General features: G+C 67.8%; 17 protein-coding genes. 7 read left to right on the top strand and 10 right to left on the bottom strand.

Annotated elements, in window-relative coordinates; translation table 11 throughout:
- Positions 1-179: 179 nt before the first annotated feature.
- The 5 genes from NR810_RS41030 to sitA6 all read right to left on the bottom strand — a co-directional run bounded on the left by NR810_RS41030 (position 180) and on the right by sitA6 (position 4,891).
- On the bottom strand, positions 180-1,226 hold the full coding sequence (locus tag NR810_RS41030; RefSeq protein WP_257460632.1) for a twin-arginine translocation signal domain-containing protein: 1,047 nt from the start codon (positions 1,224-1,226) through the stop codon (positions 180-182).
- Positions 1,227-1,312: 86 nt separating this feature from the next.
- Entirely contained in the window at positions 1,313-1,918 is a 606-nt protein-coding gene (locus tag NR810_RS41025) for a Uma2 family endonuclease (RefSeq protein ID WP_257460630.1), read from the bottom strand.
- A 62-nt stretch (positions 1,919-1,980) separates the two neighbouring features.
- A complete protein-coding gene (locus NR810_RS41020; protein ID WP_257460629.1) occupies positions 1,981-3,225 on the bottom strand; it encodes a polysaccharide deacetylase family protein in 1,245 nt (414 codons plus the stop codon).
- Between the two features lie 214 nt (positions 3,226-3,439).
- Positions 3,440-4,165, bottom strand: a complete 726-nt coding sequence (gene sitI6 / locus NR810_RS41015) for a SitI6 family double-CXXCG motif immunity protein (RefSeq protein WP_257460628.1) — start codon at positions 4,163-4,165, stop codon at positions 3,440-3,442.
- A gap of 24 nt (positions 4,166-4,189) precedes the next feature.
- Entirely contained in the window at positions 4,190-4,891 is a 702-nt protein-coding gene (gene sitA6 / locus NR810_RS41010) for a SitA6 family polymorphic toxin lipoprotein (RefSeq protein WP_257460625.1), read from the bottom strand.
- Between the two features lie 156 nt (positions 4,892-5,047).
- On the opposite strand from sitA6, the gene NR810_RS41005 reads away from it, so the two are divergent.
- The gene (locus NR810_RS41005; RefSeq protein WP_257460624.1) at positions 5,048-5,824 is read left to right on the top strand and encodes a phospholipase D family protein; all 777 of its coding nucleotides are present in this window, start codon (positions 5,048-5,050) and stop codon (positions 5,822-5,824) included.
- Between the two features lie 135 nt (positions 5,825-5,959).
- Here NR810_RS41005 and NR810_RS41000 read toward each other — a convergent pair whose 3' ends face one another.
- From NR810_RS41000 to NR810_RS40985, 4 genes are all read right to left on the bottom strand, one after another.
- The gene (locus NR810_RS41000) at positions 5,960-6,904 is read right to left on the bottom strand and encodes a glycoside hydrolase family 19 protein (protein ID WP_257460623.1); all 945 of its coding nucleotides are present in this window, start codon (positions 6,902-6,904) and stop codon (positions 5,960-5,962) included.
- Between the two features lie 210 nt (positions 6,905-7,114).
- Positions 7,115-8,161, bottom strand: coding sequence for a serine hydrolase domain-containing protein (locus NR810_RS40995; protein WP_257460621.1), 1,047 nt, complete (start codon positions 8,159-8,161; stop codon positions 7,115-7,117).
- Positions 8,162-8,173: 12 nt separating this feature from the next.
- Complete coding sequence (gene kaiC / locus NR810_RS40990; RefSeq protein WP_257460618.1) at positions 8,174-9,616, bottom strand: circadian clock protein KaiC; 1,443 nt, start codon at positions 9,614-9,616, stop codon at positions 8,174-8,176.
- Positions 9,613-10,305, bottom strand: a complete 693-nt coding sequence (locus NR810_RS40985) for a response regulator (RefSeq protein WP_257460617.1) — start codon at positions 10,303-10,305, stop codon at positions 9,613-9,615. Before NR810_RS40985 ends, kaiC begins: the two co-directional genes overlap by 4 nt.
- A gap of 346 nt (positions 10,306-10,651) precedes the next feature.
- Between NR810_RS40985 and NR810_RS40980 the strand changes: the two genes are divergently transcribed.
- From NR810_RS40980 to ftsZ, 4 genes are all read left to right on the top strand, one after another.
- Positions 10,652-12,673: a hypothetical protein gene (locus NR810_RS40980; RefSeq protein WP_257460616.1), complete on the top strand. Its 2,022-nt coding sequence runs from the start codon at positions 10,652-10,654 to the stop codon at positions 12,671-12,673.
- A 41-nt stretch (positions 12,674-12,714) separates the two neighbouring features.
- Positions 12,715-13,686 carry a hypothetical protein gene (locus NR810_RS40975; protein WP_257460615.1) on the top strand — a complete coding sequence of 324 codons (972 nt, stop codon included), beginning with the start codon at positions 12,715-12,717 and terminating at the stop codon, positions 13,684-13,686.
- Between the two features lie 142 nt (positions 13,687-13,828).
- Positions 13,829-20,941 carry a CARDB domain-containing protein gene (locus NR810_RS40970; protein WP_257460614.1) on the top strand — a complete coding sequence of 2,371 codons (7,113 nt, stop codon included), beginning with the start codon at positions 13,829-13,831 and terminating at the stop codon, positions 20,939-20,941.
- 245 nt (positions 20,942-21,186) lie between these two features.
- Positions 21,187-22,401, top strand: coding sequence for a cell division protein FtsZ (gene ftsZ / locus NR810_RS40965; protein ID WP_257460613.1), 1,215 nt, complete (start codon positions 21,187-21,189; stop codon positions 22,399-22,401).
- A 40-nt stretch (positions 22,402-22,441) separates the two neighbouring features.
- Here ftsZ and NR810_RS40960 read toward each other — a convergent pair whose 3' ends face one another.
- A complete protein-coding gene (locus tag NR810_RS40960) occupies positions 22,442-22,792 on the bottom strand; it encodes a hypothetical protein (RefSeq protein WP_326522540.1) in 351 nt (116 codons plus the stop codon).
- 151 nt (positions 22,793-22,943) lie between these two features.
- On the opposite strand from NR810_RS40960, the gene NR810_RS40955 reads away from it, so the two are divergent.
- Positions 22,944-24,293, top strand: coding sequence for an acetyl-CoA carboxylase biotin carboxylase subunit (locus NR810_RS40955; RefSeq protein WP_257460612.1), 1,350 nt, complete (start codon positions 22,944-22,946; stop codon positions 24,291-24,293).
- Between the two features lie 73 nt (positions 24,294-24,366).
- Positions 24,367-24,579 carry a biotin/lipoyl-binding carrier protein gene (locus NR810_RS40950; RefSeq protein WP_204226220.1) on the top strand — a complete coding sequence of 71 codons (213 nt, stop codon included), beginning with the start codon at positions 24,367-24,369 and terminating at the stop codon, positions 24,577-24,579.
- Positions 24,580-24,589: the final 10 nt, after the last annotated feature.

Below are 24,589 nucleotides of genomic sequence, written 5' to 3'. Positions count from 1 at the left end.
CGTGACGTACTCTCATTCCTTACCGATACCCTCGCCGCGCACCGCCGCGGCTTGCGCGGGCCTTCGCTCCTCCCCACCGTGCCCGTACCTCAGCTCGCGCTCGCTGCCTGAGTCGGTGAACGGTTACGCCCAAGGAAGTTCGACGCCTCTGAAGAGGACTCCTTGGCGACGAGGTCAGGTCACCACAGCACCTTGGCGACGGCGATCGTGGCGTCGAGACGGGGACCGGCCTCGTAGAACATGTACTCCACGCCGTTCTCGGTGCCGAACGACGGCGCCGCCGCCCGGCCATTGTCTGGCCAGCCGCCCAGCGGCGTGTGGAACACCCCGAGGTGGATCTCCTTGTCGAAGTTCAGCCCGACCTCGGTGATGTACATCCTCCCGCTGGCTCCGTGGTAGATGACGTAGGCCGTGCCGTTGCGGAACACCACATGCGGCCCGGAGATGTCTGTCTCACCATCCGCGGACGGAGAGATGAGGGGGCGCTGCTGGATTGACCAGCTCTGCGCGTCACCGGTCGCGGACCAGCCCCAGAAGATCCGGCGTCTGCCGTTCTGGTTCCCCATGAACACCATGACGTAGTGGCTGCCCTTGGACGGGATGTCGTGCTCGAACACGCGCGCGTAGGACGTTTCGGAGACGGAGCCATCCGTGAAGAATCGCGTCGAGACGCACCCGCCCTGGTAGGTGAAGTGGATGCCGTCGGTGGACGTGGCCACGCGGGTGACCGTGTTCTCGCCGTGGAAATACAGGTAGAACTGATTCACCCGCGAGTTCCAGAGCACGTGCGGTGACGAGACGTGGCTGATGTCGGGGGGGCCCCCCGGCCACGTTCGCGAGAAGATCGGGTTGTAGGGGTACTCGGTGAACTGCCCATCGAGGTGGTCGCCGTAGGCCAGACAGATGCCACCGGGCGCATCGTGGGGCGCGTAGTACAGGTAGTAGCGCGCCAACGGGTTCGCGACGCGGCCGATCGTTCCACGGATGCAGGGGAAGATGAGCTCGCCCGTCGGGTTGTATCTCAAGTTCACCTTGTTGAACGGCGTGCCGATGTAGGTGTAGTTCGGAAAGCCGGCGGGTGCCGCGTGGGCGAGACCCGACACGAGCCCCGTTCCCCCTCCGAGGGCGAGCCCTCCCGCTGTCGCCAGCGACCCCCCGAGGAACGATCGCCGGCTCACCTCCGTCCGAACCGCGTTGATGCGCTTGGAATCATTCCTGACAGTCATTTCGGCTCCTTTGTCAGGTCATGAGGACGGGTCTGGTTTTTTCGGGTTTCTGGGATTGAATCCGGGACCCCGTTCGCGGGAGCTGCTCAGCCAGCCCAGACGAGCGCCAGCTCGAGCTCCACGGCCTCGAAAGGCTCGGCGCGGACCGGTTTCTCTCCGGCGAAGGAATCGACCAGGAGCCAGTGGTGCCCCTCGAGCCGGAAGATCTCGAGCGTGCGCGCGAGCGGGTCCACGTGCCACACGTGCCGGATCCCTTCCCGCGCGTAGATGTGCATCTTCTGGACCTTGTCGATGCGCCGTGTGCGCTCGGAGAGGACCTCGCACACCCAGTCCGGAGCGAGATCGTAGTGCGCGGGGGCGTCGTCTCCTCCGATGGCGTCCGGCAGGCGCTCACGCCTCCATCCGGCGAGGTCCGGCACGAGCTTGTCCGGGCGGGGACCGAGGTGGAGCTCCGGCTCGTCGAGGAGGACCCACCCGCCCGGTCCCCCCTTGCCGAACAGGAAGGGCATGGAGAGGAGGGCGCCCAGGCGCGACGCCGCGTTGGTGTGGGGGCGGGCAGGGCGGGGGCTGAGGTGCAGCTCCCCGTCGAGGATCTCCGCCACCATCTCCGCCGGAGCCGCCTGGAAGGCCGCCTCGATGGATGGAGCGTTTCGCTCGGTGGACTCTGACTTGGGAGGGCGACGGGTGGCCATGAGGGAAGATTTCCGCATGACCCTCGTCTTGTGCAATGCCGGGACCGCTCGGAGAGGTGTCGTCAAGGGGCCGCGGCCGCGTCGACGTCGGCGAGCGCGAAATCATCCATGGTGAGCGTGCCGACATGGTCGATGGACAGCCCCACGCTGAGCGCCAGGGCCTCGGCCGGAGCGGGAGGCGTCGTCCATTCCGCGTAGGTGTAGCTGCTTTGCGCTGGGAGCAGCGGTCCCTGTGTCCAGTAGCTCCACGCGCCCGAGCTGTTCCGGTAGTAGGCCTTGAAACGGACCGGCGTGGTGGCTTTGTACCAGGCCGAGATGCGGTACCGGTGCCCTGTCGTCGTGGGAGGCGCGCACGTGCCGGAGTCCTGCAGGGTGATGAGCTTGCGGTCGCCGCTGGAGATGTTGGTGATGCGCACCTGCTGCGCCCAGCTCCCTCCGTGGGCGTCCGACGTCCGCGTCCACGTGAAGGTGTTGGAGCCGAAGCCGCCGCGCTGCCAGCAGTCCGGTGTCCCATCTCCATTGCTGTCCAGCTCGAGCGACGGGTTCTTCAGGATCTGGCCGGGCGATGGACCTCCGGCGGCTGGCTTCAGGGTTCCGCCAATGACCGCGTCCATGGTGGCGACGAACGTCCCGCGGGAGGCGCGGGGGGCCAGCCAGTCGAGGAACGCCGTCAGCGTGGCCGGCGCGGTGGAGTAGGTCTGGGACGGGTCGCAGGGGGAGCAGATGTGGTGGAAGACAATCGGCACCCAGCCGCCGCCGGCCTGTTCCGCCCGGCGCACGTAGTCCTGGAGGTCCGCGAGCGTGGTGGTGACCTGCACGGAGCCGTGCGTGCGCACCGCGTACGGATCCGCGGGTGGAACGGGTTCGGCGGCCGGGCTGGGGGAGCGCAGGCCTCCGCTCTCCCGGGCCGAGTTGTAGTTGCAGTCGATGACGATCTGCCGGGTGACGGCATCCTTGTCGCCGAACGGGTAGGCGAACGAGGTGACCCGGAAGCCCGCGTTCAGCAGGGCCGCCCGGTCGTCGCAGATCTCCCTCCGTTGCTGGTCCGGGGTGAGGCTGGTCAGGCGAGGGTGGGTCAGCGTGTGGCCGCCGATCTCGTGCCCGGCGTCGTGGAGACCGCGCACCTGCTCGAGCGTGAGATAGCCAGACCTGCCCAGCCGCCCGCTGTTGACGAAGAAGGTGCCGCGCATTCCGTGCGCGACGAGCATCGACGCCGCCGACAGCTGGGTGGCCAGCCCGTCATCGAAGTTCAGCGACACCGCTACCTGGCCAGGAGATAGGACGAGGGGTTGGGATGTGGTTGCCATGGCGACGCTCCTCCTGATGTTGTCGAACGAGGCGGACAGGGCACCGGGAGCGTGCGGGAGCACCGGCACGGTACCCGCACGAAGAAGCTATGCATGACGAGCGCCATCGAACGGGCACTGCCCGGGGGCGGGCCGGATACCTGCCAGAGCAGGAGGGGGTCGTGCGAACGGAGATCGACCGCTCGACTCGGCATGACGCGACACGCTCGCGGGCTCAGCGGGCCTCCAACTCCTTGAAGATGACCCCGTCCAGCTCCAGGCGGCGCACGGCGTCCACCATGCGCTCATTGGCGATGATGAGTGTCGAGGCGTCGGTCAGCCGGAAGATGTCCACGTGGTCTGGCAGTGATGCGGTGTCGAGCCAATACGGGTCCGGGATGCTGTAGTCCCTGGCGACACCACAGGTGGTACACGGAGGCTCCCTGGGGGGCAGGCAGTCCGGGTGGAATCGCCCGTGGATTTCGAGCTGGATGTCCCGCAGCTCGGGGGCGTTCTTGGTTCGGAAACGCACCTGGGTGGGGCAGCCGAGAAGGCCACGCACGCCCGCGCTCCGCAATTGTTCCAGGGCCTCGCGGCGCATGCAGAGGGACCAGGGGTTCTGCATGATGATCTGACCGAAGTGGCCCAGACCAGCCCCCTGGAGCGGGCCGAAGACCGCTCCCGATTTCAGTACGGCGTAGGGAGGCGCCAGGGGTCGCACCAACTCGCGCCGCCGGATGAACTCCTCGCGAGGGACGGGCCAGGACTCCAACAGCTTCTCCTGGTCCTCGGGCGGCAGGCCTGACAGGTCCACGCACGGGTATTGACCCATCGTATACCCCTCTGGCGGCAGATCGCATACAGGGCAGGGCTCCACACCGGGTAGACCCCACTTGTGGGAGGCGTTCAGGTTGCCCGTGTATCGAGGCGACGGGTCTCTTCGCAGCTCGTAGAATTTCATGCGGTCGAATCCAGAACCCGAAGGTCAAGGAGCGAGAAGCTGGGGTCCGGGCGGCGGAACCGGAGACGAGTACGGCATGATGGGACCGGCGATGTCGAAGCGGAGGGCCAGCTCGAAGGCCTTGCGGATCAGGATCTCCCGTGGCACGTGGCCTGGATTGTCCCTTACGAATTGGCGCCATGCTTCGTTCCACAGACCTCCGTTGGCACCACGGTGGATGCGCAGGTGCTCGTGTTCCGGGATGCGCATCGTCCACTCGTGGATGTTGATGCCACGGTCCATGAACCATTTCCTGAACTCTTGTGCTTGGGGAAAGAGGTGGTGCTTGAGCAACTTGCCTTCGAGCCGGGGGAAGGCCGGAAGGAAGCCCTGGCGGTAGCGGAAGTGGAAGGTCATCAGGGGCCGGGCATCCTCCCGAAGCCCCGCGCGTCTCCAGTTGCGCTGAGTACCGGGGCCGCGAAAAGGCGGGCGAGGAAAGCGTGCCGGCTTCACACCATGAGCCAGGGACTCGTGCGTGAGCGCCTCCGGGTCCACGTCCGCGCATTCGAAGAAGGCGCACTCGCCCTCGTCACAGGCGAGCACGACGCACTGGTCGGAATCCGCGTCGTCACAGGATGTGGTGTCGTCACGCTCAGTTCCCTGCCCGGCAGGCAAGGTAGGGGCGGAGGTGGCGCACGCCGCCAGCAGCAGCACGAGGAGGAACAGTGACAGCAGGGCTCGGGTCACGGGGACCCCAAGTCTAGGGGGTGCAACGGCTGGAGGTCATCTGGACTCTGGTCGTGATGGAACGAGGCGGTAGACCTTCCACGGAGACGCACGGCCGGTGATAAATTCCACAGCGTCGACGTGGGCAGGACAGCCACACGCGAAAGAGAGGGACCGGTGAGCAAGGCCGCCGAAATGCCAGGACCCCAGGGAGGAGTCGAAGTCGTGGGGAAGATGCATACGATTCTTCGGCTCCATGAGATCCTGGACGAGGCGCAGAAGTGGGTGACACTGGTGAGTCCCTACCTGGCCATCGAGAAACTCCGGGACATTGAGCGGAAGATTCGGAATGCCCTGGGCAGGAAGGTGACGGTCACTCTCGTCATCCGAGCACGCGATGAACATTCTCGCAGCGGGCCTTCGGCCGTGGGGCTCGAAATGCTGCGGCGACTCATCGATCTGGGACTCAAGGTGTACGAGGTGCGGGACCTTCACGCAAAAGTGTATCTCTCCGAGCGCAATGCGCTCGTGACCTCGCTCAACCTTCTGGAGTCGTCCTTCAACAACAGCATTGAGATTGGTATGTGTGTTCCTGCTGGGCGGACAGAGTATGACAAGATCCGCGACTTCGTCCGGCACGAGATAGGCCCACACACGCAGGAGCTCTCGTTGCCGGCTTCCGAAGAGGAGGATGATGACATTCCCTTCTCTGAAGACGAGGATGACGACGAGGAGTTCGGCTCGACCGGTCACTGCATCCGGTGTGGCGAGGAGTTGGAGTTGAACCCCAGCAAGCCCTATTGCCCGGAGCATTATGCTGTTTGGGTGCGGTACTCCAACCCGGACTTCAAGGACAAATTCTGCCACGGTTGTGGAGATGATTACCCGGCGACGAAGAACAAGCCTTTCTGCCGTGACTGCTTCAAGCAATATGACGGAGACATCCCGTTCTGAACGTCCGGCGGGGCTGCTCGCCGCCGAGCCTCATGGTTTGATAACGACGAGCTGCTTCGCGCGCTCTTGCCTGACGAGGAAGTCTGAGGGCCTCGGGGAATTGCTCCCCCGGGGCCCTCGCCGAAACCGGGTGGCTCAGCAGCCGGTGTTACCGCCGGGGTTCACGCCGAGCATCGACGTGAAGTTCAGGTAGTTGTTCACGCGGCTCTGCACCTGGGCGGGGTTGCGGCCATTGCACTCCAGCGCGCCGTTGATGGTGCGGATGGTCTCGCCGAAGCCGGCGCCGTTGACGATGGCGTTGTGCCCCGTCATGTAGCCCGCGCCCGTCTGCGTCATCCAGAACCAGAGGCCGGTCCGCCAGGCGATGACCGCATCCCGCGCGACCAGGTCCGGGTCGTTCTTGAGGTCAACCCCGAGCGCATTACCAGCGGCGCAGTAGTTGCCGTTCCACGACAGCTGGATGGGACCCCGCCCGTAGTACCACTTGCCCGGCGCGCAGCCGCAGCCCGGCGGGCCCCAGCTGGTGTCGCACATCACGCTCTTGTTGATCTCCTCCGTGTAAACGAGGCCGCCCGTCTCGTGAGAGATGTTGGCCAGGAACGCCGCGACCTCGCGCTTGCGGGTGTCGACGTCACCCGTGGTGGCGAACCCGGGGAAGGTCGACGCCGCGGCGAAGAACGCGTCGAACGAGTAGAACGGGTTGCGGTTGGGGAACATCATGTTGAACATGGCCTCGCTGAGGACCCCTCCCACCCCGGGGTTGGCGCCGCCACCACCGTTGTTGCCGCCGCCCCCGTTGTTGCCGCCGCCACCATCGCAGTTACCGCCCGACGACCACAGCGACGGGGCCGCCACGGGATTCCAGCCGCAACCCACGCAGGCGGTATGTCCGACGAGCGCCGTGTAGTTCGCACCGCTGTAGCTCACCACGTCGCCCGTGCTGTACGACGTTCCCTCGGCCCACGCGCCTCGACAAGCCGCCTCCGCGACCTGCGGAGCAAGTACCGTCACGGTGGAAGAGAACACCAGCGCCGCGAACATGAACTTCTTCGAAATGTCACACAGTCCCTGAGGCCGCATCTCGTGCTTCTCCTTTGTTGAGTTCTGGTCTGCTTGCGTCGAGCAAGTGCAGACACTGCTCATGGAGCGGCCCCCTCATTTTTTCGGGTTTATTGCCTCTTCGCGCCCAAGCCCTGGTGGGCGCATGTCTCCTCTCCATCCAGGAGCCTTGTTTTCTCATGTTCTGACCGTTCGCACGTCTGTCATTGAGCGCAGCCGCGGCGGCGAACGCTAACGCAGATATTTTTTGAGGAGCGTGAACCCGGGCTCCTCGACGGGCACCCGCTTGCGGAGCGACGCGAGGAAGGACCACGCGTGGTCCGACAGGATGACCACACCGGTGTCCGCCTCCGCCGAGAAGCCGATGAAGCCCGCGTAGCCGCCCGTCACCGAGGAGCGCCACACCAGGGGCCTTCCACCCACGTCGGAGACGTTCCACCCGAGCCCCACGCGCATGCCGCGAGCCTCCGCTCGGGGGCCGTGCGCGAGCCGCAGGGCCCTGCCGAGCCCGGCCTCCCGGTGCCCGAGGTTCGCGTCGAGGAAGCGCAGCAGGTCGGGCACCGTCGAGCGGAGCGCCCCCGCCCCGGGCAACGCCGGGAAGGTCCAGCCCGGCACCGGCACACCCCGTGCGGTGTGGCCGGGCAGCAGGCGCCGCTCCTGCTCCTCGGAGAGGCGGACGGCGGTGGTGTCACCCAGTTGCAACGGCGTGCAGAGGTGATCCCTCACGGCGTGGCCATAATTGAGTCTCAGGCGGCGTGAGAGGACGTGTCCGAGCACGCCCATGCCGATGATGGACTCGGCGTACTTGCGCGGCGGCGGGTGTGGCGGGTGGTAGCTCCTCAGGAAGGCCCCGAACAGCTCCGCGCCGAAGTGGCCGTAGGGGTCGGCCGGGTTCTGCTGAGGGCTCCGCAGGTTCGGCGGGTCGTACGGCATGCCGGACGTATGCGTCGCCAGCTGCTCGAGCGTGATGCGGCCGGCCACTTCATCCGGGAGGAGGGGCAGGGGGAGCACCTGCTGGAGCGGCGTGTCGAGCCTCGCCTCGCCCCGGTCCACCAGCAACGCGAGCAGGCTGCCGGTGAAGACCTGGGTGAGGAAGCCCAGCTCGTACAGGGCCTCCGCGGCGGGCGGCGTCCCCTGGCCGCGGAGGGCTTGCACATGGTGCTCCCCGCGGTGCGTGATGCCCACGCACAGCGCCGCCGAGGGGTAGGCGCGCAGGTAGCGCCGGGTGGCGTGGAGGATCGCCTCGGAGGGCGAGCCAGCGGAGGCGGGGAGGGCCATGGGGGGTGGAGCCTACCGGTGGGTCCGGCTCTCCTCCTCCGCCAGGGAGTCTCGCGGCGCCTCCACGGTCAGTCCCCCGGGACGGATGTGCATCGTGTAGGCGTCCTCCGCGTGCGCCGAGCCCCGCATCTTCACCACGCTGATGGTGCGGGAGAGCTTCCGCTCCCGCCGCTCGTAATCGAGCCCGATGATGGCGTCGGGGATGGTGGAGAGGAACGGCGCCGCCGAGTCGTCCAGATGCGCCGTCAGGGTCTGGGTGAGGAGCGCGCTGCGGCTGTGCTCCCGGACCAGGGACGCGAACCCGACCATGAACTGCCGGAAGCCCCTCGCGGACGTCGAGTGCGCGATGGAGGAGATGCTGTCGAGCACGATGAGGGATGGCTCGAACTCATCCAGGCTCCTGCGCAGCTCCACCAGGAGATCCTCGGGGCTGGTGGCCTCGGGGTAGCTGCACTCCATGCGCAGGTTCCCCTTCTTCACGAACTCGTCCATGGGCAGCCCGACGCTCGCGAAGTTGCGCAGGAGGATGTTCTGCGTCTCCTCGAAGCCGTAATAGGCCACGCGCTCTCCGCGCGCCGCCCCGGCCCTGGCGTACATGCCGGCCAGCGTCGTCTTCCCGCTGCCCGAGGGCCCGCGCAGCAGCGTGATGGAGTCCCGGAGCCAGCCCCCGTTCATCATCGTGTCCAGCCCCGCGAAACCGCTCGAGAACCGGCTCGTCGTGGGGGGGGCCTGCTGGGTGCCCTGCACCCCGAACGGGAACACCCTCAACCCCTTGCCGGTGATGGTGCAGGGGTACTCCCCCTTGTAGTGCGCGCTGCGCCGGTACTTGTGGACCTCGATGGTCCGCCGCCGCCGCTCGTCGTCCACCAGGTTGCGCAGGACGAGGACCACGTCACACAGGAAGTCTTCGACGCCCAGCGTCGTCCGCGGGCCGTAGTCGTCCGGCGCTTCCGCCGTCACGAGCGCCGTCAGCTCGAGCCTCCGGAAGGTCCGCACCAGCTCGAAGAACTGGTGCCGGAGCCGATCCTCGGACGGCTTGGGGCTGAACAGCGCGGTGGCGGAGTCCAGGACGATCGCCTGCGCGCCGAACTCGCTGACCGCCGCCTCGATGCGGTGCACCAGCGCGACGATGTCGTAGTCCCCCGTGACGATGGTGCTCGCGTCCATCGGCAGGGTGAGGTCCGTGAACCGGAGCTTGTCCGCCGCAATCAGCTCCGAGGTGGTGAAGCCGAGCCCATCGCCGGTGTCCTTGAGGTCCGCCGGAGTCTCCTCGACGGTGAACACCATCGTCTTGAGCCCCGAGCGGGCCAGGTGGCTGGCGATCTGCAGCGCGAGGATGCTCTTCGCGGCACCGCTCTTTCCCGTCAGGAGGGTGGTTCGTCCCCTCGGAAGGCCGCCGTTCGTGATGGTGTCGAGCCCGGGTACGCCTGTTGGCACCTTCTGCATCGTGGTCATCGTTTCCGTTCGACCTGCACATCATTGAGCAGGTCGGTCACCGCCTGGAGCTGATCCAGGGCGCCCAGGTAATAGGCCCGTGGCGTGGGGTAGCGCTTGACGAGCGTGGGGGTGAAGGCGATCCGGTCCTCGTCGAACGAGGGGGGGCGCTCCTTCGCGAGGTCCACGACCGTGAGCCTGACCTGCGACCGCTCGTAGCCCGCCAGCAGCTTCTCGAGCTTGCGGAGCGCGCGCAGCGAGGCGGGAGAGGCCTCGCTGATGTAGAGCATGAGCTCGACCTTCACGCTCCGCTGGCCCTCTTCCTTCTGCTGGGTCCGTTGCAGGTGCTCCTTGGTCCTCACCAGCTCGCGGTCGCGCACCGGGGCGAGGATTTCGTGGATCCGGAAGAGGAACTTGTCCACGTCGATGGGCTTGCGGATGACGCGGTATCCCGCCGTGCCGTCGAGGTGGGAGGCGCCCGTGAGGACGAGCGACTCACAGTTGAGCAGGCCGTTCTCGGCGGCCTGGGCCAGCATGCGCGCTCCGTCGAAGTCCGGGAGGTTGTAGTCGGTGATGACGAGGTGGAATTGCTCGCGGCGAAGCGCCTCGAGTCCCTCGCCCGCCGTGGCCGCGACGGTGACGTGGTAGCCGGCCGCCTCGAGCACCTCCTGCAGTGCCTCGCGGATGTCCGGGTCATCCTCGACGTACATTACCCGTAGTCCCAATGACGCCACGTTCTCTCCCCAAGGGGCCATGACGGTGTAAACAGGGCCGCTGGCATACCAGAGTTCGAGTCCTGTTCGCTCGAACGCGGGCCGAGCGGGCCCTCCGGTCCGTTTTGCTGGGAGTGTGCGGATTTCAACGCTTTCCGCCGCGCTGGAGGCTCCACGTGAACGGTGGAGGTGTGATTCTCGCGTGAGTCCGTATTCACGAGGACTCCAGTGATTCTCGGTGCACAAAGGGAATCGCCACCGATGACGATGTTGTGCGCTGATGGCGCTCCCCCCTGACGTGCGCGCCGTGTCCGCGCGCGGTCCATCGTGATCGGAGGTCGAGATGCGCCAGCCCCTGCGCTCCTGGGTGCCAACGCTTTGTCTGGTGGCCTTGCTGGGCTGTGACCCTGGCAATGCGCCCCCGGATGGAGGGAGCACCCTCCCGGATGCGGGGAACACCCCTCAGGTGATGGTGGGCCTCGAGCCCGCGACGGTGACGCTCGTCGCGGGAGGGACGCACCGCTTCACCGCGACGGTGACGGGCTCGCGCGAGACGTTGGTGAGCTGGAGCGCGACGGGGGGGGACATCACCGGCGAGGGGGTGTACACGGCGCCCGCGGCCGCTGGGACGTACACCGTTCGGGCCACCAGCGTGGCGGACGCGAGCAGGTACGCGGAGTCCTCGGTGACGGTCACGGAGCCGCCGGTGCGATCGCCGCCGATGATCACCCATTTCGTGGCGGCGCCAGCGACGATCGACCCGGGCCAGGGCGCGACCCTGAACTGGGAGGTGGTGGGCGCCACGAGCCTGAGCATCGAGCCGGAGGTGGGGACGGTGACGGGCTCGCGCGTGGCGGTGCGCCCCTCCAAGACGACGGCCTATACGCTGCGGGCCACGAACGAGGTGGGGAGCGTCACGGCGAACGTGACGGTGACGGTCACCGTTCCCCCGGACACCTGGGCCTCGCTGGGCTGGGCCCACGAGCTGCCCGGGAACTACGACTCGGATGTCTACCGTTGGCTGGATGCCGGGAGGAAGCAGCGGACGGCGGTCCTCACGCGCAATGACAGCCGGGATCCGGGCGGGAGCTACGGTGGCATGCTCCGGCAGTTCCGCTTCCACGTGGGCACCCAGGAGCGCGTGGCCACGGGCACGGGCGCCAGTGGCCTGTGGAACGGCTGGGGCTACGTGGTGAGCCATTACGGCAACACGGTGGCCTACTCCGCGAACACTGCGGGCAACCACCGCCGGGTCTTCGTGGGCCGGCACCATGCCGTGCACGAGTTCTCCTGGTCCATTCCCATCGGTGGCATCCCCGTCAAGGTCACGGTGCACTGGTTCTTCTCCACGGGGAGGGATCATCCGGTCTACGCCGTCACCTTCGACACCAGCGCCGCCGGCTCCGGTGGGTTGAGCACCAGCGCTGACTCGCGGACGCCCTACGGCGACATCGCCTGGGATGGTGATGGCACCAACGCGCGGGTGGATGGCGTGAAGTGGGGAGACAAGTACAGGTTCTTCTCCCGCGACGAGCCCCTCACGGCCCAGAGCCGCTGGGACTACCGCCAGCTCAACACGGTTCCCTATACCCTGACGTATTCCCGGAGCGCCGACGCGGAGATGGGCATGGTGCAGACGCTCGACTGGCTCCAGCACAACACGGGCGGCACCTGGTTCCACGACAACTGGGGCCATGCCTCCGAGGACCGCGTGAATGCCAACCTGTTCGGCTCCTGGCTCATGCCGCCCAATTGGAACTGGCCCTACCAGATGTGCCAGTACGAGATGAGTGACACCCAGCCGACCCTGAGCAAGCGTCTGGCCTGGGGTTTGATGTACGGCGCCGTCGGCTCTCCCTCGTATGTGCCGTATGGCAATGAGGGAAGACTGTCGGGCCATCCCTATCAGAGCTATTCCGTCTTCATGGTCATGGGCCGCCAGAGCGCCGAGACGGTGCTGGCCCAGGCGACGCAGGTGGAGCGCATGCTCCGGGCGCAGCTCGTCGCGATTCAAGGCGCGCTGGTGAGCGAGGGTCCCCCCGGCGTGGCCCGCTCCGACACCGCGCGCTATCCGGTGTCTGGCTACAACAGCACCTACGCCGCCTACGAGCTCCTGCCGGACATGACGGGCAACTTCACGGTGACCCTGAACGCCGCCGGGGGCGACATCCAGAATCCCGTCTTCCTCGTTCACAAGGCGGGCGGAGTCCCCGGGCGCGTCTACCTGGATGGTGTGCCGCTGATCGCGGACCTGGACTACTTCGCGTCTTCCGATGCCAGCAGCGGCGTGGTGTGGCTCACCCTCAACCGCGTGTGGAGCGGCAGCCATACCCTGTCCACGGCTTCGGGCAACGGCGTGCGGTGACCGGCGGCGGAACACATCTCCAAGACAAAGGTGGGAACCTCATGGTCGAACGGAGTGCAGTGACGGGCGGCTGTCTGTCGGCGTTGCTGGTGGTGCTCTCGGCTCCGGGGGCGCTCGCCCAGGGCTCGCAGGTGCCGGCGGCATCGGTGCCACGGCAGGAGGATGCGCCCTCCCGGGTAATTCCGCCCCTCCACACCTTCTACCGGGTGGGCGTCGCCGCGCGCGTGAACCCCATGGGCCTCTTCACCAACCTCTCCTTCCAGGTGCGCCACCGCCTGTACGAGAGCCCGTCACCCGCGCTGAAGGACAACTTCATCGGCGTGGGGCCGGTGGCCTTCGTGAGTCCCGCCTTCGTGCGCGGCGGCATCGGCGTGGAGTTCCAGCCGCTCTCCGTGCTGCAGCTGTCCGCCTCCTACGAGGGCACCCGCTGGTTCGGCAACTTCAACTACCTGCAGTCCTTCCCCAGCCCCAACGCGGACGCGAGCGACCGGCGCCTGGCGGAGCTCGGTGACGCGGGGACGAGCTACGTCTCCAGTGGCACCCTGCTGACCCTGGCCGCGATGCTGCAGTTCAAGGTGGGCCCCATTGCCGTGCGCAGCAACCCGCGTTTCTTCCGCTTCGACCTGCGGCTACGCGACGGGGACCGCGTCTTCTACGAGCCGGTGCTGGACGCGGTGGTGCCCAATGGTGGCTGGGTGGCGAGCAACGACGCGGATCTGCTCTACCTGGCGGGGCGCTTGACGGTGGGCCTGCGCTATTCGGCCACTGGCAGCTTCTTCCGGCCCCAGGACTACCCGGCCGGAGAGATGGACATCGGGCTCAATCCCACCACCCACCGGGTGGGCCCCTTCCTCGCCTATACCTTCCATGACGAGGCCGACCGGCTCTTCAACGCGCCCACCCTGGTGCTCATCTCCCAGTGGTTCCTCAGCCACCGCTATCGCACGGGCGTGGAGGTGAGTCAGGCCCTGCCGTGGATCGCGCTCGCCTTCCAGTTCAAGGGCATCCCCTGACCGGGTCGGGGACCTCCGCAAAAAAATCCGAGAAAATCCGAGGAAATCAGATCGGACGTCTTGTCGCATCCGGATCATGCCGGTAGAGCGGCATCGGAGTGCGTCCACCGCGCGGTGGGCGCTTGCAGAGGGGGATGACTGAATGGGCAGGGACATCCGATGGGCCAGGGCCCTCGTCGCGAGCACGTTGCTCGGTGCGGTGGGCTGTGGAGAAACGCGTGAGCAGGAGGCCGGACCCGAGGAGCCGGGGGCCCTGGTGGCCGCGGTGGGCGAGGGCCCGGACTTCTTCATCCAGCAGGTGAGCGCACCGCCGAGCGTGTCGAGCGGAGTCGCGCTGCGGGTGGGCGTCACGGTGTGCAACCGGGGCGGTTCATCTGGCGACCCGGGGGTGGTGGAGCTCGTCCTGTCGAAGGACGCGATCATCACCGCGGGGCAGGACCTGTCCGTCGGGTCGGTCCAGTTGGCCACCCTGGTGCCGGGCGAGTGCGCCGCGCGCGAGGTGCTGGTCACCGCCAATGTGGTCTCGGGCTCCTGGTTCGTGGGGGCGATCGCCGACCGGGCCAATTGGACATCGGAGCTCTCCGAGACCAACAACACGCTGGCCGGTGGCCAGGTGGGGGTTGGCTCCCTGCCAGACTTCGTCATCCGGGAGGTGCGTGGGCGTGCCAGCGCGCAGCCCGGCCAGCCCATGCCGGTGAGTGTCGTGGTGTGCAACCAGGGCACCAAACCCGACAGCACGTCCTTGAGCCTGATGCTGTCTCAGGATGAGGCCATCACGACGGCCGACCAGTCCATCAGCGCCAGCGTGTCAGCGCCGACGGTGAATCCAGGTCAGTGCGCTCAGGTGAGCATCACCGGCACCGTCCCATCGGTTCCCCAGGGGGCCTGGTACCTGGGCGCCTACGCGGACCGGAGCAATGTGAAGCCGGAGCTCATCGAGACCAACAACGGGCGCGGCACGCTCCTGGGGGTGGGCTCCCGGCCCGACTTCGTCATCACGGAGATGAAGGGGATTCCCAAGGTGGTAGCGCCGGGTGACTCCTTCACCCCGTCCATCACCGTGTGCAACCCGGGCACCGCCGCTGCCAGCACCCAGGTGGAGCTGTTCCTCTCCAAGGACGCGAGCCTCTCCAGGGACCAGGATCTTCGCGTGGGCTCGTTCCCCGTGAGCACGCTGGCACCCGGTGCCTGCACCTCCGTGCCGGCCAATGTCATCGCCACCGTGCCCCCGCCTTCGCAGGGAGAGCTCTACCTGGGGGCCATCGTCGACCCCTCCAACTCCATTCAGGAGCTCATCGAGAGCAACAACGCCTTCACGACCGGCACGCTGGCGGTGGGAGTCAGGCCGGACTTCGTCGTCGCCGCGTTGACGGGGCCGGTCTCCGCGATGCAGGGCGAGTCCCTGGGGGCGACCGTGACGGTCTGCAATCAGGGCCAGGTAGGGGGCGCCACGGAGGTGGAGCTCTACCTGTCCAAGGACGCGGTCATCCTCCCGCCGGCCCCTGTGGCCGGTGATGGAGACATCTTCGTCGCCCGGGCTTCCGTGGATCCGCTGGAGCCGGGCCAATGCCGGACGCTCGCGGTGGCCGGCCCGGTGTCCTTCCCCTACACGTTCCCGGATGGGGAGTACCGCCTGGGGGCCATCGTCGATCCGCGCGACACTGCGCCGGAGCTCCTCGAGGGCAACAACTCCCGGGCAGGTGGGCTCCTGAGGGTGGGACAGGGGCCGGACTTCGCCATCCGCGAGGTGAGCGTGCCCCCGAGCGTGAAGCAGGGGGCGCCCCTCTCCATCTCCCTCACGATGTGCAACCAGGGAACCGTTCCGGACAGCTCGTACGTGATGCTGGTGCTGTCTCCCGACGCGCGGCTCTCCCCTCCCGGGTTCGAGATAGAGCAGGCGGACCAGACCCTGAGCTACCTGTCGACGGGTACCCTGTTGCCGGGCCAGTGCGTCCCGGTGACGACGTCGGTCTCCGCCCAGTCCTTCGGGGCGGAGTGGTACCTCGGTGCCCTCATCGACCCGTACAACAGCTCGTGGGAGCTCCTCGAGAGCAACAACGTGTCCATCAGTGGGCCCCTGGGGGTGGGAGACAGGCCGGACTTCGTCGTCACGAAGGTGGTGGGTCCGGCGAGCGCTCGGCCAGGAGGGCCCCTCACGGCGGCCGTCACCGTGTGCAACCAGGGCACCGCGGGGGCCGACACCCAGGTGAGGCTCCTGCTGTCGTCCGACCCGGCGCTCTCCTCTCAGTCCGGGCAGATGCTCACGGTGGCGGAGAACGCCGTGGGCGTGCTCGCGCCGGGCGCCTGCAAGGCGCTCTCGATGAATGGCGGTGCTCCCTCGGTGGAGGGCCCGTTCCATCTGGCGGCGATCGTGGACCCGTTCGGCTCCCGGCAGGAGCTCATCGAGAGCAACAACACCCGCGTGGGAGGCCAGCTGGGGCTCGGCCACCGGCCGGACTTCGTCGTCACGGAGGTGACGGGACCGGAAGTCGTGCGGCCGGGCGAGTCCTTCACCGCGTCCATCACCGTGTGCAACCAGGGCACCGTGGGGATGGACACCGACGTGGCGCTCCTGCTGTCCAGCAACGAGGCCGTCATCCCGCCGGGGACGCCGGCCCAGGATGGGGACGTGTATCTCGGGGAGGCCATGGGGCCACTGCTGCCGCCAGGGGAGTGCGGCAAGGTGCCGGTGCAGGCCACCTTCCTCGCCACCAGTGGCCTTCCGCCGGGGGAGTACCACCTGAGCGCCATCGCCGACCCGGGCGAGAAGAGGGTGGAGCTCCTCGAGAGCAACAATGCGTTCGCGGGGAAGCGGGTGGGGTGGGGGGACGCGCCGGACTTCATCGTCAAGGCGCTGACGGGATCATCGCTTTCGCGGCCGGGCGAGAACTTCCCGGTCTTCATCAGTGTGTGCAACCAGGGCACCACGAGCGGCGATGCCGAGGTCTTGCTGGTGCTGTCGTCCGACACCGTCATCACCGGCCCCCGGTCTCCCGGAGGCTCGGATGTCTCCGCGGGCCGGGCGTCCCTGGGCTTGCTCGCTCCCGGGCAATGCGTGACGCATCGGCTGACCTCGTCCATCGAGTCCTTCCTGCCCCAGGGCTCCTGGTACCTGGGCGCCATCGTCGATCCGCTCGACGTCCAGCGTGAGCTCTTCGAGCGCAACAACACGCGAGTGGGAGACATGATGGGGAGTGGCTACGGGCCGGACCTCATCGTCAAGAAGGTGGTGGGGCCGGCGAACGCGCGGCCGGACGCCCTCTTCACGGTGTCCGCCACGGTGTGCAACCAGGGCACCCAGCCCGGTGGCTCCGACGTGCTCTTCCTCCTCTCGGAGGACGAGGTCCTGGGCATGCCGGGCACTTCGGCCGACTTTCCGCTCGGGAGCTCGGGCCTGAACGGGCTCGCGCCGGGGGTATGTGCCTCGGTGTCGGCGCAGGTTCGTGCGCCGATGTCCGGCGTGGCCTGGCACCTGGGGGCCATCGTGGATCCGCACAACTCCCTGGTGGAGCTGCTCGAGAACAACAACGCCCGCGTGGGAGAGGTGATGGGGATCGGCGATGGGCCGGACTTCATTGTCTCGAAGGTGTCGGGCCCGGTGAACGTGAGGCCGGGTGACACCGCCACGCTGTCCGCCACGGTGTGCAACCAGGGCACCGCGAGCGGGGCCACGGAAGTGATGATGCTGCTGTCCTCCTCACCGGCCGTGGCTTCTCCGACGAATCCGCGGGGGGAGTGGCCCACCCCGCTCGGCACCGTGCCCGTGAGGACGCTGGGGGTGGGGGAGTGCACCACCGTATCCCTGCGGACCCCCCTGCCCGAGGGCTCCTGGTATCTGAGCGCGGGGGCCGACCCGCTCCTCACCCAGGGGGAGCTCATCGAGAGCAACAACTTCCGGGTGGGAGGGCCCCTGGGCGTGGGGACCGGGCCGGACTTCGTCATCCAGGAGGTGAGCGCTCCGCCGAGCGTGTTTCCGGGCTACTCCTTCTCCGTGTCCGCCACGGTGTGCAACCAGGGCTTCGTGGAGGGCTCCACGGACGTGGGATTCTTCGCGTCGTTCGACACGGTCCCCGGCACACCGGGGCCGATGCAGGCCGAGGGAGACTTCTTCCTCGGCCAGTCCTCGTACGTGTTCCTGGGGGCGGGGCAGTGCGCCCAGGTGCCGCTGTCCACCTCGCTTCCCCAAGAGCTCTACGAGTTCCCGGGGACGTACAACCTGGGAGCCGTCGCGGACGTGTCCAACATCCAGAACGAGCTCGTCGAGTCCAACAACGCGTCCGGACCGGTCCAGGTTGGCGTGGGCTTCGGGCCGGACTTCACCGTCCAGGAGGTGTCGGGTCCGGCGACCGTGCGCTCGGGGGCTTCGTTCCACGTGACCGCGACGGTGTGCAACCAGGGCATCCAGGAGGGCAGCACGGATGTGCTGTTCGTGCTGTCGTCCGATCCGGACATCTCCCTGCCCGCGGGAGCACAGAGTCCGGGGGGAGACGTGTTCCTCGGGAACACGCCGTTGGGCTACCTGCCACCGGGGCAGTGCGTTCCCGTGGAGTGGGAGGTCAGCACCTCGCTCCAGGGTTCGTGGTACCTGGGCGCCATCGTCGACCCGACCAACTTCCAGCGGGAGTTCATCGAGAGCAACAACGCACGTGCGGGCGTCCGGATGGGGTTCGGGGATGGGCCGGACTTCGTCGTCACCCAGGTGTCGGGACCGAGCAGCGTCAGGCCGGGTGACGCCTTCACCGCGTCCGCCACGGTGTGCAACCAGGGTCATTCGAGTGGCTCCACGGACGTGGCCCTCCTCCTGTCCCGTGACGAGGTCATCCTCGCACCGGGCACGCCGCTCTCGGAGTGGGACGTGGTGCTCGCGAGCGCGGGCGTGGGCTCGCTGGAGCCGGGGCAGTGCTCCACGGTGCCGGTGTCCGCGCAGGCTTCCGCCTCGTTCGAGGGGGTCTGGTATCTGGGTGCCATCGCCGACCCGGCCAACGGCCAGCTGGAAGTGCTCGAGCACAACAACGCGTCCTCGGGAGGTTCGATTGGCATCGGCAGCTTGCCGGACTTCGCCGTCACGGCGGTGACGGGTCCCGCGAGCCGGGTGCCGGGAGCCTTGTTCACCGCGTCCGTCACGGTGTGCAACCAGGGCACCGTGCGGGGTTCCACGGATCTGGCCCTCCTGCTCTCCTCGGATGCGGTCATCTCCCTGCCGGGGCCGCAGGTTGGGGGAGACACCCTCGCCGGGAGCGCGGTCGTGGGTCCGCTGGAGCCGGGGCAGTGCACTCCGGTCGCGGTGTCGGCTCAGGCCCCTTCCCTGCCCGATGGGACGTACCACCTGGGGGCCATCGCGGACCCGGTCGACGGAGTGCCGGAGTTCCTCGAGAGCAACAACGCGCACGCGGGTGCCCTGATGGGGATCGGCCATGCGCCGGACCTCATCGTCACGGCGGTGACGGGGCCGGTGAGCGCGAGGACGGACGGTTCCTTCACCGTGTCCGTCACGGTGTGCAACCAGGGCACCGAATGGGGTCATCCGCAAGTGGCTGTCTTCGTGTCTCCGGACCCGGTCATCTCCGGACAGGGTCCATCGTCCGATGACATCCAGGTGGACTCCTTCTTCTTCGGCAGCCTGGCGCCGGAGCACTGCGACACGGTGCGGGTGCGGGCCGACCTCAACTTCGTGCCAGAAGGGACGTACACGCTGGGCGCGGTGGTGGATCCGGACAACGAGCAGCTGGAGTTCATCGAGAACAACAACGCGCACGCGGGCGGTCAGATGGTCATCGGCAACCAGCCGGACCTCGTCGTCCAGTCGGTGACGGGGCCAGCGAACGTGGAGCTGGGGTCGTCCTTCCAGGCACTCGTCACGGTGTGCAACCAGGGCACCGTGCCGTCCATCACGACGGAGGTGCTGCTCGCGCTCTCGGCGGATGAGGTCATCGCGCCCCCGGGATATGGGGACTTCTGGCCCAGCAGTACGTCGTCCGTCGGGCCGTTGCCTGGAGGTCAGTGCGTCACGGTGCCGGTGTCCGCGCAGGCCTCCGTCGCCCACGGGCTGAGCGAGGGCGTCTATCACCTGGGTGCCTTCATCGATCCATATGAGCGGCAGCCGGAGCTCTCCGAGGAGAACAACGCGCGTGCGAGTGGTCTGTTCGGCATCGGCGTCGGGACGGACTTCGTCGTCACGGCGGTGACGGCTCCGACGAGCGTGGAACCGTGGGCGGAGCTCCCCGTGTCCGTCACGGTGTGCAACCAGGGCACCCGCTACGGGAGCGCGAGCGTGGACGTCGTCCTCTCGAAGGACACCACCATCGACTGGCCGGACTCGTCCGGAGGTGACGACTTCTTCCTCGGCTCCGTGTTCGCGTATCTGTCTCCCGGAACGTGCGAGACGCGGCCGTTGACGTCCTCCGTCTCTGTCTCCGTGCCCGAGGGCGTGTACCACGTGGGGACCCTCATCAGATCCGGAGGCAGGGAGCAGGAGCTCATCACGAGCAACGACACGTACCGGGGCGGCCGGGTCGGCGTGGGGTACCAGCCGGACCTCGTCATCGAGGCCGTGTCCCTCCCGGCGCGCCTGCAGCCGGGTGCTTCAATCAGCGGCTCCGCGACCGTGTGCAACCGGGGACTCCAGCGTGCCTCCTCGCACGTGGTGCTCGTGCTCTTCAAGGACGAGTCTCCCTCCGTGCCCTTCGAGCCATACGGAGACGTGTGGCTCGCCAGCGGAAACACCGGGCCGCTGCCCGCCGGGCAGTGCGTTCCGGTGGAGGTGTCCGGGAGCGTGCCCTACCTGTCGGGGGCCTGGCGCATGGGCGCCTTCGTGGACCCGGACGGCAACACGCCGGAGTTCTTCGAGGACAACAACGTGTTCGTGAGCGGCGAGGTGAGCATGGGGACGGGGGTGGACTTCGCTGTCACCGAGGTGACGGGGCCGGCGAGCGTCCGTCCGGGCATGTCCTTCGACGCCTCCATCACCGTGTGCAACCAGGGGGACGACGCGGCCAGCACGACCGTGGAGCTCGTCTTCTCCTCGGACACCTCCGTCCATCCGTCATCCCAGTACCCGGGGGATGTCTACGTCTCCAGTGCCACCACGGGCCAGATGTTTCCGGGGCAGTGCAGGACGATTCAGCTCTCGGACTGGACTCCCTCCCTGGCCAAGGGGCGCTGGTACCTGGGCGGAATCGTGGACCCGGCCGGGCAGCATGAGGAGCTCCTGGAGAGCAACAACGCGCTCGTGGGCGGCCCTGTCACCGTTCAGTAGTGCGTGACGTGCTCGCGCGGTCGGGTGAGGAGACCTCATCGCGCGAGTCAAGAGGTGTGATGCACCCACCGCGCCGCACCGACGGCGCGGTGGAGCTTCCGCGTAAGTGCCTGTGACGACTTGGCACGGCAACGTCGCGCTACATGTTCGTAGCTGAGAACTTGCCAAAGATCGCGACTTGCTGAAGATGGTGTCTGCAGGGGCGCGCGCGGGCACGTGTGACCTGCGTTGAAAGAAGGAACCACATGGACCAGTTCGACCAGAACAAGCAGGCCGCAAAGATTCGTGTCGTCGGCGTCGGTGGCGCCGGCTGTAACGCGGTCAACACGATGATCCTGGCGAAGCTTGAGCGGGTCGACTTCATCGCCGCGAATACCGACGTGCAGGCGCTGGCCGCCAACAAGGCGCCCGTGCGGTTGCAGCTCGGCCAGACCCTCACCAAGGGCCTGGGCGCGGGTGCCAACCCGGAGATGGGCCGCGAGGCCGCGCTCGAGTCGCGCGATCAGATCGCCTCCATGCTCGAGGGCGCGGACATGGTCTTCGTCACCGCCGGCATGGGCGGTGGCACCGGCACGGGCGCGGCGCCCATCATCGCCGACATCGCCAAGAGCCTCGGCTGCCTCACCGTGGGCGTGGTCACCAAGCCCTTTCTCTTCGAGGGCAACAAGCGCCGCAAGCAGGCGGAGCAGGGCCTGGTGGAGCTCAAGGCCGCGGTGGACACCCTCATCACCATCCCCAACCAGCGGCTGCTCACCCTGAGCAACGAGCCCATGCCGCTGCTGGAGACCTTCAAGCGCGCCGACGAGGTGCTCCTCAACGCCGTCCAGGGCATCTCGGACCTCATCCAGTACCACGGCTACATCAACGTGGACTTCGCCGACGTGAAGACCATCATGAGCGACAAGGGTCTGGCGCTCATGGGCACCGGCCACGCCTCCGGCGACAAGCGCGCGCTCAACGCCATGCAGCAGGCCATCTCCAGCCCGCTGCTGGAGGACGTCTCCATCGACGGCGCCACCGGCCTGCTCATCAACATCACCGGCGGCCGCGACATGACCCTCCAGGAGGTCAACGAGGCCCTCACGCTGGTGCACGACGCGGCCGATGGCGAGGCGGAGATCATCTTCGGCTCGCTCATCGACGACAACATCCGCGACGAGGTGAAGATCACCATCATCGCCACGGGCTTCGTGTCGCGCGATGCGAAGGTGCGCCAGGTCCCCCAGGTGGTGCAGGTGCCGGTGGTGTCCCGCCCCACGCCCGCCTCGCTGACCGCGGCGCGCGAGGAGGTGGCCAGCCTGGTGCCCGCCAAGGCTGGTGTGCGGACGATGGCCTCGGTGGATGGGCGCTCGCTGGCCAGCCGCACCGCGGTGGTGAAGGACGCGGCGCTGCCCCTGGACGAGGACCAGTTCGACATCCCCACCTTCCTGCGCCGCCAGGGCCAGACGGAGATGCCGTGAGGCGAGGGCTCCGGTCCGGAAGGGCTGGGGTCTTCCCGAGCTAGCGCCCGGGCAGGCGGGCCACGTTCGCCGCCCGCTGGTGGCGCCCGGAGAGAGCGTCACTGCGCGACAGCAGCGTGTCCAGCTCGCGGTAGAGCTCGTCGACGCGCTCGGGCAGCCGCGGCGCGGGGACCACCCCATCGCCGGAGAGCTGCTCCAGCAGGGAGTCCGCGCGCTGCAGGAGTTGATGGGCCCGGAGGAGGGCCCGGCCCGCGCGAGTGCCTTGGGGCGAGAAGAGCGTGCCCCCTTGGTAGAGGGCCTCGACGGCCGCGCGGTTGGTGCGAAGGCGCTCGGCCACTCGCGCCCGGTACATCTCCAGCCGCCGCTCTCGGCGCGCGCCCTGGAGATCCACCACTGTTCCTGTCGTGGAGGGCTTCACGGCCAGGGACGCTACGCCATTTACCTACATGCCCGCAACTTCCCGGCGGGAGGCGCGTTGTCTCCTTGTCAGGTCGAAGGTGGGGGTTTAGGTTGCCCCGCCTCACACGGAGGGGTTGCCAGCCATGTTCAAGAAGCTGCTCATCGCCAACCGGGGTGAGATCTCCCGGCGCATCAACACCGTGGCCAAGGGGATGGGGTTGTCCACCGTGGCCGTCTATTCGGACGCGGACGCGGAGCTGCCCTTCGTGCGCGAAGCGGATCAGGCCGTGCGCCTGGGGCCCGCGCCCGCGAAGGACAGCTACCTGAACATCCCCGCCATCCTCGAGGCGGCGAAGTCCACGGGCGCCGACGCGGTTCACCCCGGCTACGGCTTCGTGTCGGAGAACGCCGAGTTCGCCAACGCGTGCAAGGACGCCGGCATCACCTTCGTGGGCCCGCCTCCCGAGGCGATGCTGCGGATGAAGGACAAGAGCCAGGCGCGCAAGCTGGTGTCCGCCGCGGGCGTGCCGGTGGTGCCCGGCACCGAGGACGTGCTCCCGGACGCGGGCGCCGCGCTGGCCGCCGCGGAGAGCATCGGCTACCCGGTGCTGTGCAAGGCCGCGGGCGGTGGCGGTGGCATCGGCATGGCCGCGGCCAACAACCCCGCCGAGCTGGAGAAGGTCTTCCGCCAGTGCACGGATCGCGCGAAGGCCGCCTTCGGCCGCGAGGGCGTGTACATCGAGCGCTACTTCCCGGCTCCTCGTCACATCGAGGTGCAGATTCTGGGTGACCACCACGGCCACCTCATCCACTGCCTGGAGCGCGAGTGCTCCATCCAGCGCCGGCACCAGAAGGTGGTGGAGGAGGCCCCCTCGCCGCTCTTCGCGGACGGGCGCAACCCGGAGCTGGCCCAGAAGCTGTTCACGGCGGCCGTCACCGCGGCCAAGGCGTTCGGCTACGCCAACGCCGGCACGGTGGAGTTCCTCTACTCGGACGGCAACATCTACTTCATCGAGATGAACGCCCGGCTCCAGGTGGAGCACCCGGTGACGGAGCTGACCACGGGGTTGGATCTCATCGGCTGGCAGCTGCGCATCGCCTCCGGCGAGAAGCTCACCGTGAAGCAGGAGGACGTGAAGCGGCGCGGGGCGGCGCTCGAGTTCCGCATCTACGCGGAGGACCCGGTGAAGTTCTTCCCCTCGCCGGGCCCGCTCAAGGTGTACCAGCCGCCCACGGGTGAGGGCGTGCGCCTGGACTCGGGCTACGCCGAGGGCAACACCGTCACGCCGAACTATGACCCGATGATCGCCAAGCTCATCGTCTCGGGCGCCACGCGCGCCGAGGCCATCGAGCGCTCCATCCAGGCGCTGGAGGGCTTCCGCATCGAGGGCATCAAGACGAACATCCCCCTGCACCTGCGCATCCTGAAGGATCCGGTCTTCCGCGCGGGCGACCTGAACACGCGCTTCCTGGAGCACCACGCGAAGCCGTAGCCAGGGGCGGCACCCTTTCCACGCAGCACGTAGAGCACGCAGCACCCCTTTCGGATCCAGAGGAGCACAGCGTATGGCGGACGTGGCGGCGCACATCACCGGAACGGTGTGGAAGATCGAGGTGACGGTCGGGCAGCAGGTCAAGTCGGGCGACACGCTCGTCATCCTCGAGTCCATGAAGATGGAGATGCCGGTGGAGGCAACCGAGGACGGCACGGTGAAGGAGATCCGCTGCAAGGAGTCCCAGCCCGTCAACGAGGGCGACGTCCTCGTGGTGCTCGGTTAGCGGGCCGCGC

It is taken from the genome of Archangium lipolyticum (genome assembly GCF_024623785.1).
Taxonomy (GTDB): domain Bacteria; phylum Myxococcota; class Myxococcia; order Myxococcales; family Myxococcaceae; genus Archangium; species Archangium lipolyticum.
This window is presented reverse-complemented; position numbering and strand designations above follow the sequence as displayed.